The sequence below is a fragment of the Microcoleus sp. S13_C3 genome (assembly GCF_036700905.1).
In the GTDB taxonomy this organism is placed as follows: Bacteria; Cyanobacteriota; Cyanobacteriia; order Cyanobacteriales; family Microcoleaceae; genus Microcoleus.
The window spans coordinates 1-12,500 of record NZ_JAUBPT010000079.1 but is presented as its reverse complement, the minus strand read 5'-3'; the positions used below and the strand labels follow the sequence as shown (position 1 = coordinate 12,500).

12 protein-coding genes are annotated in these 12,500 nt (G+C 46.0%); 8 read left to right on the top strand and 4 right to left on the bottom strand.

Going from position 1 to position 12,500, the window contains the following annotated elements:
• Positions 1-272 precede the first annotated feature (272 nt).
• Positions 273-1,607 carry a TrkH family potassium uptake protein gene (locus QUA16_RS21010; protein WP_333106205.1) on the top strand — a complete coding sequence of 445 codons (1,335 nt, stop codon included), beginning with the start codon at positions 273-275 and terminating at the stop codon, positions 1,605-1,607.
• A gap of 140 nt (positions 1,608-1,747) precedes the next feature.
• Positions 1,748-2,443, top strand: coding sequence for a TrkA family potassium uptake protein (locus tag QUA16_RS21005; protein ID WP_333106206.1), 696 nt, complete (start codon positions 1,748-1,750; stop codon positions 2,441-2,443).
• Between the two features lie 505 nt (positions 2,444-2,948).
• Here the strand turns inward: QUA16_RS21005 and QUA16_RS21000 are convergent.
• Positions 2,949-3,182: a hypothetical protein gene (locus QUA16_RS21000; protein ID WP_333106207.1), complete on the bottom strand. Its 234-nt coding sequence runs from the start codon at positions 3,180-3,182 to the stop codon at positions 2,949-2,951.
• 559 nt (positions 3,183-3,741) lie between these two features.
• Here QUA16_RS21000 and QUA16_RS20995 point away from each other — a divergent pair.
• On the top strand, positions 3,742-4,341 hold the full coding sequence (locus QUA16_RS20995) for a sulfite oxidase-like oxidoreductase (RefSeq protein ID WP_333106209.1): 600 nt from the start codon (positions 3,742-3,744) through the stop codon (positions 4,339-4,341).
• 625 nt (positions 4,342-4,966) lie between these two features.
• Positions 4,967-5,671 carry a PEP-CTERM sorting domain-containing protein gene (locus QUA16_RS20990; RefSeq protein ID WP_333106208.1) on the top strand — a complete coding sequence of 235 codons (705 nt, stop codon included), beginning with the start codon at positions 4,967-4,969 and terminating at the stop codon, positions 5,669-5,671.
• Positions 5,672-6,279: 608 nt separating this feature from the next.
• On the opposite strand, the gene QUA16_RS20985 is transcribed toward QUA16_RS20990, so the two are convergent.
• Genes QUA16_RS20985 through QUA16_RS20975 form a run of 3 tightly spaced genes read right to left on the bottom strand, consistent with a single transcriptional unit; the run spans position 6,280 to position 7,067 of the window.
• On the bottom strand, positions 6,280-6,498 hold the full coding sequence (locus QUA16_RS20985; RefSeq protein ID WP_333109307.1) for a hypothetical protein: 219 nt from the start codon (positions 6,496-6,498) through the stop codon (positions 6,280-6,282).
• Positions 6,499-6,525: 27 nt separating this feature from the next.
• Positions 6,526-6,684: a mechanosensitive ion channel domain-containing protein gene (locus tag QUA16_RS20980; RefSeq protein WP_445252233.1), complete on the bottom strand. Its 159-nt coding sequence runs from the start codon at positions 6,682-6,684 to the stop codon at positions 6,526-6,528.
• Between the two features lie 23 nt (positions 6,685-6,707).
• Entirely contained in the window at positions 6,708-7,067 is a 360-nt protein-coding gene (locus QUA16_RS20975) for a hypothetical protein (RefSeq protein ID WP_333181321.1), read from the bottom strand.
• Between the two features lie 218 nt (positions 7,068-7,285).
• Here QUA16_RS20975 and QUA16_RS20970 point away from each other — a divergent pair, with 218 nt between their 5' ends.
• From QUA16_RS20970 to QUA16_RS20955, 4 genes are all read left to right on the top strand, one after another.
• Positions 7,286-7,897 carry a VTT domain-containing protein gene (locus tag QUA16_RS20970; protein WP_333109310.1) on the top strand — a complete coding sequence of 204 codons (612 nt, stop codon included), beginning with the start codon at positions 7,286-7,288 and terminating at the stop codon, positions 7,895-7,897.
• A gap of 202 nt (positions 7,898-8,099) precedes the next feature.
• Complete coding sequence (gene ahcY / locus QUA16_RS20965) at positions 8,100-9,377, top strand: adenosylhomocysteinase (protein ID WP_333109311.1); 1,278 nt, start codon at positions 8,100-8,102, stop codon at positions 9,375-9,377.
• Positions 9,378-9,545: 168 nt separating this feature from the next.
• A complete protein-coding gene (locus QUA16_RS20960; protein WP_333109312.1) occupies positions 9,546-10,163 on the top strand; it encodes a DedA family protein in 618 nt (205 codons plus the stop codon).
• 450 nt (positions 10,164-10,613) lie between these two features.
• The gene (locus tag QUA16_RS20955) at positions 10,614-12,038 is read left to right on the top strand and encodes an NADP-dependent isocitrate dehydrogenase (RefSeq protein ID WP_333109313.1); all 1,425 of its coding nucleotides are present in this window, start codon (positions 10,614-10,616) and stop codon (positions 12,036-12,038) included.
• The last annotated feature ends 462 nt before the right edge of the window (positions 12,039-12,500 follow it).

Genomic DNA, 12,500 nt, shown 5'->3' with positions numbered 1-12,500 from the left:
TTCTACCGTTATTTTCCCGATGTTGTCATAGAATTTGGCGATTGAGTTCGATCGGTCTCCGGCATTCGCCAGATAGAGATGTCCTGATTTCAAGCCCGATTTGAGATTTGTGGGTTGCGTCTCAAATCTCAAATCTCACATTGATTTGTGGGTTGCGTCTCAAATCTAAAATTTCACATTGATTTGTGGGTTGCGTCTCAAATCTAAAATTTCACATTGATTTGTGGGTTGCGTCTCAAATCTAAAATCTAAAATCTAAAATCTAAAATCGAATGACTGTCTCGCGAACCATTGCTTTGGGCTTTCTCGCTGTCATCCTCATAGGTGCTCTATTACTGATGATGCCCTTTTCCACAATTGATGGAACTTGGAGCGATCCAATAACAGCACTGTTTACCTCTACTTCCTCTGTCTGCGTCACGGGCTTGTCGGTTGTAGATGTCGGAAAATATTACTCTTTTTGGGGGCAACTGTGCCTAGTTTTACTGGTGCAAATAGGAGGGTTGGGCTACATGACAGCCACGACTTTCTTGCTGCTGTTATTGGGCCGCCGCTTTGGCTTGAAAGACAAAGTTGCCCTGCAACAATCTCTCGACAAATCCGGGCTAGCCGGCGTCGTACAACTCGTGCAGTCAATTCTAGCAACAACGCTTTTGTTTGAATTAACAGGAGTGTTTTTGCTGATGACGGTTTTCGTCCCCAAATACGGATTTAAACAGGGTGTGTGGTCTGCTATATTTCACAGCGTTAATTCCTTTAACAACGCGGGTTTTAGCATCTACTCAGACAATTTGATCGGCTACATCAGTTCGCCTATGGTTAACTTCACCGTCACTGGTTTAATCATATTTGGGGGAATCGGCTATCAAGTAATTATGGAAATGTACCTGTGGCTGCGCGATCGCTTCAATAAAAGCCCTATATGCACAGTTTTTTCCCTGAACTTCAAAGTTGTTACCACTACAACGGCTGTCCTTTTAATTTTAGGAACGCTAGCCTTTTTGGTGCTCGAATACGACAACCCAGACACTTTCGGCTCTCTAACTTTTCCTCAAAAGCTGATGGCAGCTTGGTTTCAATCTGTTACTCCCCGCACGGCAGGGTTCAATACAATTAGCATTGGCCAAATGACCGAAGCCTCGCTATTTCTGACTATCGCGCTGATGTTTATCGGCGCCAGTCCTGGCAGCACCGGCGGCGGAATCAAAACCACAACTTTTAGGATATTGTTTTGCTGTACCACAGCAGTTATCGAAGGCCAGGAAGATGTGGAGTGCTATCAGCGTCAGATCCCGCCACCAATGATTCTGAAAACCATTAGCGTAGTCTTCGGTTCCCTGTTGGTCGCGTTCACATCTGCAATTTTAATTGAGGTGACCAATCCCCAAGTAGAATTTATCGCAGCGCTGTATGAAGCAGTTTCAGCTTTTGCTACGGTCGGTCTTTCCACTGGGATTACACCAACGCTTTCAGCGATCGGTAAGTTGATTTTGATTGCTACAATGTACATAGGTCGGGTTGGGGTGCTGCTGCTGATAAGTGCTGCATTCGGCGACCCAAAACCCAGGTCTTTTAAGTATGCTGAGGAAAGTTTGTTAGTGGGATAAAAAAATCCTGTCTCGTTGCTGATAATCTAAACAATGGGTGACAACCCAAATCAACTTTTACTACTTACCCAAAAATCAAAAGGAGGCGGCGCTGTCTCTGCTAAAATGTAAACCGCAAGACGCTCAGCGCTGGAAATTTAGTGAACCTGTCATCTTTGAATTTTTTTCGCACTTTGCGTGCCGACAACAAGCAGTTTGCCGTTATTGGTTTGGGACGCTTCGGCAAAGCTGTGTGTTCGACTCTGCACGGTTTGGGTTACGAAGTCTTGGGAGTTGACACCGATGAAAAAAAAGTAACTCAAGCTTTGACCGATCGTATTGCTGCTCACGTTGTGCAGTTAGATTCTACTGAGCCTAGCGCTCTGGCGGAAGCCGGTATATTTGAATTTGAAACAGTGATTGTTGCGATCGGCAATTACCTAGCAGAAAGCATTACCACCACCCTTAATCTTAAGGAAGGGGGGGTACATCACGTAATAGCCAAAGCTTCTTCGGAAACTCACTTAAAACTGTTGAAAAAAGTCGGCGCAGATCATGTAGTTTTTCCAGAACGAGAAATGGGCTGCTCTTTGGCCCGCCTTCTTACAAAACCCAGCATTTTAGAACGCTTTGACCTCGACCCAGATCACAGCATCGTTGAGTTGCTCGTTCCTGAAAAGTTTGACGGTAAAACCATCTCCGAATTGGAGCTCCGGCGCAAGTATGGTTTGAACTTGCTAGCAGTCGGGCGCGCCGACAAGTTCGAGATTAATCCGGAGCCAACCGAACGCTTGAGAAAGGGCGACGCGATGGTAGTAATTGGTTCTAATAAAGATATCAATCGCTTGCCAATTTAACAGAGCGGCATTTTATGCACATATAGCAATCCTCGCATCAGTTTCAATAACTGGTTAACTTCCAAGCTTTGCCTGGGAACCGATGTAAGCGAGGCTCTGCCTCGGCTGCGCCAATGGAGGCAGAGCCTCCGGATATGCGTTACCAGGCTCTTCCTGGTAACGAGTATAATCATTTAGGATTGCTATATAACAACACTCCTGGACTCAGAAACCCGGTTTCTGGAGTTCCGAGTGTGTAAGTCCTCAGCAATTCTTGCGGGATGTTTGAAAATTTTAGCCCCCCACAAACCCGGTTCATCTTAGATGAACCGGGTTTCTCTGTCGATCTTGATATTCTAATTTTTAACCGAAATATCTAAATTGAATTTCACCAGTTCTGGGGTTGGTTCCGTCTTTGCGACCCCCTCGGAGAACCTAGCCAGACAAATCGCGAAAAATTTTAATTAACAAAGTAGCAGCACTCGATGGCGCTCCCGCAAATCATAGGAGCGCTAGCCCTGAAAATTCAGCCGACTTTCAAGATATCTTGCAAATAAGCTTTGCCGAAAACCACCACCGCCAAGACTAGAGCGAGTTCAACAGGCCAAGGACACGCCGCCACAAACCAAATTAACGAACACACTCCAATAATTGCAGCTATGGGAGCCGGAATTCCGTCTAGCGTTCTATTGTCAGTCCCGGCAGTCACCCACCCAGCAATCAAGCACACCGTCAACGGAATCAAGCAACTTGTGATCATGATTTTTACCCCATCAATTTTTTTACATATGGCATCTGAACATATTGTAACAATACATCAAAAATTGGGAAATGCACCCTGAATTGCGATAAAATTTAAGATTACATACTTAATAAATAGGTAGGCGAAATTAAACTGATCTATGTAACAGTATGTAAACAGGCTTGACGTAGCCACGCTTAGGGAATTGGGATACTTTACAATCATTTACATACTTGCGTTTGACAGCGCCTACCTACTGACGCTGGGATCATAATAGTTGGTAATTTTTAGCTTCGGCTATCTCCGAAGGCAGAATTATAGCGGTTCTCAAGCGTGGTGAGGTATGCCCTATGCCCTATGCCCTATGCCCTATGCCCTATGCCTTATGCCCTATGCCCTATGCCCATGAGTACCTCATATGAGAGCTCGAAAGGCTATAGGTTGGCATCAGGTAGAATTTAGGGATTTTTGTTTCTAAAGAAGTGCTGAAAGCTTTCTACCTTGAGATGAATTGCGATGCGCCCCTCTCTGCAGGTTATACTCAGGATTGCAGTCAGTTACTGTAGAGCGTGAATCAATGCTGGGCAAGTTTTTTCGCAAGCCAGAATCAGAAAACATCGATCGCGTCCCCCCAGGTCAATACCTCGCCAACGGCTTTCCTGTCCTGACCTACGGTGATACACCCTCTGTGAGCATTGAAAGTTGGGAATTTAAAGTCTGGGGATTGGCCAAACTACAAACCTTCAGTTGGTCGGACTTCCAGGCCATGCCCCAAAGTAACTTTACGGCGGATTTTCACTGCGTCACCCGGTGGTCAAAACTCGACGTGCAGTGGACGGGAGTCAAAGTCACAGATTTTATGAACTACATAGAAGTCGATCCGAAAGCTATGCACGTCCTGGAACACTGCTACGGCGGCTACACCACTAACATTGCGATCGCCGACTTCCTCCGAGAAGAAAACTTTTTCGCCCACACCGTCTTCGGCGAACCTCTATCCGCAGACCACGGCGGCCCAATGCGGCTCGTAGTTCCCCACTTGTACGCTTGGAAAAGCGCTAAATGGATTAACGGCCTGGAGTTTACAGAAACCGAAGAACTCGGTTTTTGGGAACGCAACGGCTACCATCGGCGGGGCGAACCTTGGGCAGAGGAACGCTATAGCGGTCTGTTTTGATGCGGGCGATCGGGAGCAAAGACTTGCCCAGAGCTTCTCTATACAATCTTTGTTGAGCGGCAATCCCGTCTTTTACTGCTTCAATCTGCAGAAATGGCATTTGGTCGATCGCATCTTTGGGATATCTCACGCCACGGGATTTATTTAATTTAACCCCAATACGTAGACCCAACGATCGCATTTTGTACGTAATTTACCCGATAGATAAACTACTTTAACTCCCCTACACAAGCCCCAAAAAACAAATATTCCCAGTTTCTGGTTAATATCAAACTCCTTTAACTGTCAGTCCACACGAATATTACCGTATTTATACTTAAGTGTTGGCTGTTGAGGATTGAGACTTGACAATATAATAAAAAATTAGCATGATCCCGCTCCAAATCAGTTTTGCTCACCCGCCCTCCCCTGCTCGCGAATCCAAGGTTTCAAGCCACAATATTGATAATTATTTAGTGGTATTATTAGGGAGCGAGCGCCCGCGGGCCGAGGCGATCGACAGCATTTGTGAAGCATATGTAAAGGCTTGATAAAGAATTGGTCAAAATTTACCTAAAGTACCCCAACTGCAAACAAAGTATCGCATAATGAAAATATTAAGACCATCGCACAAAAGGACCAGGTTATGAATACCAAACTCTTATCCGCCCTAACAGCTACCGCCGCCGCCACAGCTCTGTTTGGCGCCGGAGCTCCAGCCCAGGCCTTCTCCTTTGGTACCAACGGCATCACATTCGGACAAGATACAAGCGTCAAGTTTAACTTCAAAGAATCTCACGGTGGGTATACCTCCTCTTTGGGCATCTACACCGTGAAGGACTCGGCAGCCACTCTAGTTAGCACCTTGTTTTCGGAAACTAAATCCTCAGACGACGGCAGCGCTAACGAATGGAAAGGAACTCTGGGTAATACAGTCTTGGGTTCTGGCTCGGCAGTATTCACATTCCTGGCAAATCAAATTTACACTTTGGGACTCGACAGCGGCGCCAACGGCCGTGTCTACTCGACATCAGGGCTGAACCTGAACGTCGCCTCTACCGGCAGCCAGCAAGCCGTGTTTGGCGCCGCGCCGCTGTGGAGCGCACTCAACACAGCAGCAACCAACAGCTTCGGAGATGCCGGAAAATACACAAACGGATTGGCTTCTCTGTTTAGCGGCGGCACGGTGATCTCCTTCGACGATCGCGGTGGCGGAAACGACGCAGACTTCCAAGACTTCACAGTCAGCGCAGAAGCAGTTCCCGAACCAATGACAATGACTGGTTTGGCTCTCGGTTTGGGTGGCTTGGTTGCAGCCCGCCGTCGCCGCGCTAGCAAGACGGCTTCATGATTTTTTCAACCGGAACAATCTCCTCAATGACGCTTGACAAAATAAAATTCAATTAGGAGGCGCGCTAATGAGAAATCGGCTCGCCTTTTGCTTAATTTGAAAAGTCAGAAGGGAGAAATTGCTAGGATGATATTTTCCTAGACTTTTAATTAATACTCATGACAATTGGTGTAGACTGAAGTAGCCTGCATAAAACCATCAGTAATGATGACTTGGACTTTCTCTCACTTCTCTCAAGCTTTCGCTTGAGAGCATCTCTGTAATCCTTGCGGTTCGAGGTTGGTCAAAACCAGTGAAGAATACACCTCCAAAATTTGTGCAAAATACGGTGAGAGCCATAAAAGTTAGGTGGCTCTAAAATTTTTCACTGCCCCAACTGTGGTTAGAAAACACCCAGTTTGAGTAGCGCTTTAGGGATTTTCCTTAAAGCTTTGTGGGATACCACCATGCTCTGGGACCTGTCTGATGAGTGTGCTATATTCGGATTCTCTGAGGTTGTCGGAGATTGTCTGGATTAAAAGTATCAGAAACAGGATTTTTCCCACTATCCCACTATCCCACTATCCCACTCTCTCACTCTCTCCCTCTCCCAACTCAAAATTCAAAACTCACTCACGGTAAATTGTTCGATCGTACAAAGTCACCAGTACCGATTGAGGAATTCTAATGTCCGCCCCGATGCAGGTTACTTTCATCGCCACCACAGCCCTGGTGTTTGTCCGTCGCACCTGTGCTTGTTCGCGCAGCGTCCAATAGCGGACAATAAGATGCAAAGAACCATCGTAAAAGCCTGAAGTATCAACATCATAGGCTAAATTTAAAGGCAAGTTAGTTCGCCGCAATTTAAATGCGGATTAGCTTACCCGCACTGAATTGGTAAATACGATCGCCTTCGGCATGATAACTCTCTCTCCCCGATCGCTAATAATTTGAGTTGAAAGCAAAATCTTTTCAACAGTACCTTCAAAGCCTTCTACAATTATCCGATCGCCCAATTGGAACGCTTCGTGCAACAGCAAAATATTTCCCCTAAAAACTATTTGAAGATGTCTGGGAACGCGAAACTAATAGCTACTGAATCCAGTCCTAACAAACCGATGATATTTCCCGGACGCAAAGCCGAGAACGCAATCACGCAGGCGATCGAACTGCCAGCAGCCCAAGTGAGGGCAAAGGCTATCTGCACCAAGAGCGATCGCAAGGACAAACTTTTGACAGTCTGTTGAGTAGCTGCCGAGATTGTTCGGCGAACAAACTTCGCTGCGGTGTTCGTCAGCACCAGAACTACCACAGCCACTGCTATTGACGGCATTACCTCGATCGCTTGACCCAACAGGTTTAACAAGCTAGTTTGGATGTGTTGAATTATCACACCCATTGTTAAATTTGAACTCAAAAATTTTAGACCAATAATCGATCGCTGGCTAATTTGTGATTTTTCCAGACCCTCGTTTATGCTATATTCAACAGACAATGATATCATATATAGCGGTTCTCAAAAAAGTGAGGTATTTCCTATGCCCTATGCCCTATGCCCATGAGTACCTCATCTTTCTTAGAAAGGCTATATGTCATTTATCTAATGCTTAGCTCATTCTTCGGAAAAACAGAAAGATGAATTTTGATTTGCAGCAACTGATTAAAACCTTTGGCTATTTGGGGATTTGGGCTATTGTGTTCGCAGAATCCGGATTGCTGTTCGGTTTTTTTCTGCCGGGAGACAGCTTGCTGTTTACTGCTGGAATTGTCGCTGCTGCGCCCGACTCTCTGAATACTTGGACGCTAATTTTTGGGGCTTTTGTCTGCGCGGTGGCTGGTGATAATGTTGGCTATGCAATGGGACACCGTTGGGGCCGTCGCTTATTTCAGAAGGAAGATTCGTGGCTGTTTAAGAAAGAATATTTAGAAAAAACCGAAAACTTCTACGAAAAACACGGTCAAAAAGCAGTTGTACTGGCGAGATTTATGCCAATTGTCCGCACTTTTGCGCCGATAGTGGCGGGAGTGGCGGCAATGAAATACAAAACTTTTATGTTTTATAACCTGGTCGGCGGGTTTGTGTGGACAGTGGGGATAACTCTGCTGGGTTATTATTTGGGAAAAATGATTCCTCCCGATCAAGTTGACAAATATTTACTGCCGATTGTTTGTGGAATAATTGTACTTTCTTTTGTGCCTTCTATTATTCATATAATTCAAGAACGCCACGCTAACAAAAAAGATTGAGATCGCGATCGCCCCACAGGAATTTTTGACTCTCGCGGTGGGGGTGACTCCCCTGTGCCGCTCGCAAATTGGTCGATCGAACACAATCAAAATTTAAGATTAACCTCGCCCAGCCCGATCGAGTAAAATCACAGCACTTGCCCGCCGATGGGTTAATCTGCTAAAACTAACAAAGTTTGATGATTTCTGAGAAATAACATACATGGTTGCTACATCCGTCAAGATTAAACACGAAGTCAAAGACTTGTCCCTCGCCCCCTTGGGAAAGCAACGCATCGAGTGGGCCGGCCGGGAAATGCCCGTTTTGCGGCAAATTCAAGAACGCTTCGCTAAAGAAAAGCCTTTCGCTGGCATTCGCTTGGCTGCTTGCTGCCACGTAACCACAGAAACCGCTCATTTGGCAATCGCCATCAAACTCGGCGGTGGCGACGCCGTACTGATCGCCAGCAACCCCCTGAGCACTCAAGATGACGTAGCGGCTTGCTTAGTTGAAGACTACGGCATTTCCGTCTTCGCCCTCAAAGGAGAAGACGCGGCTACCTACGAACGTCACGTCTACACAGCCCTAGACCACCGCCCCAATATTATCATTGACGACGGCAGCGACGTGGTAGCGGCACTAATCCAGCACCGCCCGAACCAAATTTCCGACTTAATCGGCACTACCGAAGAAACTACCACAGGCATCGTGCGCCTGCGGGCCATGTTGAAAGACGGTGTGCTGACTTTCCCCGCAATGAACGTCAACGACGCCGACACCAAGCACTTCTTTGACAACCGCTACGGCACCGGTCAATCTACCCTAGACGGCATTATCCGCGCTACCAATATTTTGTTAGCCGGTAAAAATATTGTGGTTGCAGGTTACGGTTGGTGCGGCAAAGGCACGGCACTGCGCGCCCGCGGTATGGGTGCTAACGTAATTGTCACCGAAATCGATCCGATTCGGGCGATCGAAGCAGTGATGGACGGTTTCCGCGTCATGCCGATGGACGAAGCAGCAACAGTCGGAGATATATTCATTACCGTTACGGGCAACAAACACGTCATTCGTGCCGAACATTTCGACACAATGAAAGACGGCGCAATTGTTTGCAATTCCGGTCACTTCGACATTGAAATTGACCTCAAATCCCTCGGCGCAAAAAGCACCGACGTGAAAACAGTCCGGTCTTTCACTCAAGAATATCACCTCAATAATGGCAAGTCGATTATTGTGTTGGGCGAAGGCCGTTTGATCAACTTGGCAGCAGCCGAAGGACACCCCAGCGCCGTGATGGATATGAGCTTTGCTAACCAAGCTTTAGCCTGCGAATATCTAGTTACGAACAAAGGCAAACTAGAGCCTGGTATTCACTCAATACCCGTAGAAGTTGACAAAGAAATTGCCCGTCTCAAATTGGAAGCAATGGGTATTCACATTGATACCTTGACTGCCGAACAAATTGAGTACACAAACTCTTGGACTTCGGGCACTTAATCATCGTTTATCGTTCCCACGCTGTGCCGGGGAATGAATACAAGGAGGCTCTGCCTCCCTCATGGGGAGTCGAGGCAGAGCCTCGCTTATATGCGTTCCCAGGCTGTGCCTGGGAACGAGCAAAAACGAGCAAAATACAAAGTACCTATTACCAATTATTAAATCAAAATGGTTGAATGGATAACTAACACAATGCAGTCGATGGGCTATCTCGGAATTGGCCTGTTGATGTTTTTAGAAAATCTTTTCCCGCCCATACCCTCAGAATTGATTATGCCACTGGCAGGATTCACGGCATCAAAGGGTGATGATATGCAGTTAGCGCCGGCGATCGCAGCAGGAGTAATCGGTACAATTCTGGGGGCGTTTCCCTGGTACTATGCGGGTAAATTATTGAGCGAAGAACGCTTGAGGAATTTAGCCGACAAATACGGCAAGTGGATCACTGTATCGGGTGCCGATATTGACAAAGCAAATAGATGGTTTAATAGACACGGCAACAAAGCCGTGTTTTTGTGTCGCCTCGTACCAGGAGTTCGTACCCTGATTTCCCTGCCCGCTGGCATCAACAATATGCCTTTAATTCCTTTTTTACTTTACTCAACAGGCGGCACTCTTTTATGGGTAAGTTTCCTGACTTTTGCCGGATATAAACTCGGAGAAAATTACACACTTGTAGAGGAATATCTGGACCCAGTTTCCAAAATAGTTGTGGTGAGTATTGTCATTTGGTTTATATTGTGGGTGATAAAAAAGAATATGCAGAAGGAAAAATATCGCAAATAAATGCAATTTTTGTGAAAATAATCGGCGTTTATTTGCGTTCATCGGCGGCTACAATCACCATTTTGACCCCGCCCAAAAAACGGATACAACTTTCCGACAGGAGTCGTTCGTTATCAGCCAAAAATTTTAGACTAAGGTTCAACCTCCCAGATTCATCTGTGGAGTAAATCTAAAAATCAAAAATCAAAAATCAAAAATCCACTGACTTGTTTCCAGCATCTTCTCAACCGTAGCGCTGAAAGAAAGAGAGGGAGATTTGAGAGAAACTTCTGCTATGTTTGCTACTTTTTTAAATTGAGGTTGAAATTGGCGCTCGCCCAAAAGTCACAGTGACGGGCAGCCGATCGCCCAAAAATCCAACTTAAATTTATACAAATATTTAGGATTGGTGGAGGTTTAGGCAGATAATCGTGGCAAAATAGGGAACATTCCTATCCGCGCTGTTAAGATATGTACGAAAAGATTGTAGCCCCGACAACAGGTTCTAAAATTACTTTCAAAGACGGTTTGCCGATCGTCCCCAATGACCCGATTATTCCCTTCATTCGCGGCGACGGTACCGGCGTTGACTTGTGGCCTGCATCCCAGAAAGTCATGGATGCTGCGGTAGAAAAGGCTTACGGTGGCGATCGAAAAATCAACTGGTTTAAAATCTATGTAGGCGACGAAGCCTGCGATGTCTACGGTACTTACCAATATCTGCCCCAGGATTCCTTAGACGCCATCAAAGAATACGGAGTCGCCATCAAAGGGCCGCTGACAACCCCAATCGGGGGCGGCATTCGATCGCTAAACGTAGCTTTGCGGCAAATCTTTGACCTTTACGCCTGCGTGCGACCCTGCAAATATTATGCTGGAACACCATCGCTACACAAAACCCCTGAACTCCTAGATGTAATTATTTACCGGGAAAATACAGAAGATATTTACCTCGGAATTGAATGGGCCAAAGGCAGCGAAATCGGCAAAAAATTGATTGAATTCCTCAATAATGAGTTAATTCCCGCAACACCAGAACATGGCAAAAAACAAATTCGCCTCGATTCTGGAATCGGAATAAAACCCATTAGCAAAACAGGTTCTCAGCGTTTAGTACGGCGCGCCATTACCCACGCTTTACGGTTGCCGAAAGATAAGCAGCAAGTGACTTTGGTGCACAAAGGCAACATCATGAAATATACCGAAGGAGCTTTCCGAGATTGGGGTTATGAATTAGCAACCACCGAATTTCGCGAACAGTGCGTAACGGAAAGAGAGTCTTGGATTCTGGGCAACAAAGAAAAAAATTCCGACATTAGCTTAGAAGATAATGCTCGCCAAATAGACCCAGGATATGATGCTTTGACCCCAGAAAAACAAGCCAAAATTCGTCAAGAAGTAGCCGACGTTTTGTTTGCAATTTGGGACAGTCACGGCAGCGGCAAGTGGAAAGAAAAAATCATGGTCAACGACCGAATTGCTGACAGTATTTTCCAACAAATTCAAACCCGACCGGCAGAGTATTCGATTTTGGCAACAATGAATCTGAATGGGGATTATTTATCCGATGCGGCCGCCGCCATTGTCGGCGGCTTGGGTATGGGCCCCGGTGCGAATATTGGTGATGAATGTGCAGTTTTTGAGGCGACTCACGGCACTGCACCTAAACACGCTGGTTTGGATAAAGTCAATCCCGGTTCCCTGATTTTGTCCGGGGTGATGATGTTAGAATACATGGGATGGCAGGAAGCAGCAGACTTGATTAAGAAGGGTTTGGGAGCGGCAATTTCTAACGGTGAAGTTACTTATGATTTGGCGAGGTTGATGGATCCGCCGGTGGCTGAGTTGAAGTGTTCGGAGTTTGCGGATGCGATTATTAAGCATTTCGCAGATTGAGTTTGAGGGATTTTTTTGAACGGGCTAGAAGCCCGTTCCACAACCAGTCAATTTGCTTGTGGGGCGGGCTTCTAGCGCTTTTTTTGAACGGGCTAGAAGCCCGTTCCACAATTAGTAAACTTGCTTTGTGGGGAGTAGGGGTTGGGCACGCGAGCCCGCCCGCTGTTTATTAAGAACGGGCTTCTAGCCCGTTCCACAAAAGTAAACTTGCTTGTGGGGTGTCCCGCCCTCCCGAAAATACAATTTAGATGTGCGGTTTATAATGCAATACGGTTCACTTAAGGTCGAACAAGTGGTACACTAGGTATGATGTATAAAAAAGTAAATCAAGTATAGTGCCGTACAAAAAATTATTATTAGAATCTCCCAAGCTCAAAAGTAGCGACATATTCAAAGCAATAGAGATAGCGATTCCATCAACAGAAATAGAAGCGGCTATCCTGAAAACAAAAGCAAAAGAAA